Below are 284 nucleotides of genomic sequence, written 5' to 3' on the forward strand. Positions count from 1 at the left end.
CCTCAACGCCCTGCCCTACCACGCCGGCCTGGCGCCCGAGGTGCGCCAGCGCCACCAGGACCGCTTCCTGCGCGAGGAAGGCATCGTGATGGTGGCGACCATCGCGTTCGGCATGGGCATCGACAAGCCCGATGTGCGCTTCGTCGCGCACGTGGACATGCCCAAGAACATCGAGGGCTACTACCAGGAAACAGGCCGCGCCGGCCGCGATGGCCTTCCCGCCGACGCCTGGATGGCCTATGGCCTGCAGGATGTGGTGAACCAGCGCCGCATGATCGACGAAA

The 284-nt window shown here is 67.3% G+C and carries 1 protein-coding gene; it reads left to right on the forward strand.

From position 1 onward, the window contains the following. On the forward strand, positions 1-284 hold a 284-nt coding region (locus J4G32_RS21315; protein WP_281413608.1), incomplete at both ends, for a helicase-related protein.

It is taken from the genome of Microvirga antarctica (assembly GCF_017921815.1).
GTDB classification, from domain to species: Bacteria; Pseudomonadota; Alphaproteobacteria; order Rhizobiales; family Beijerinckiaceae; genus Microvirga; species Microvirga antarctica.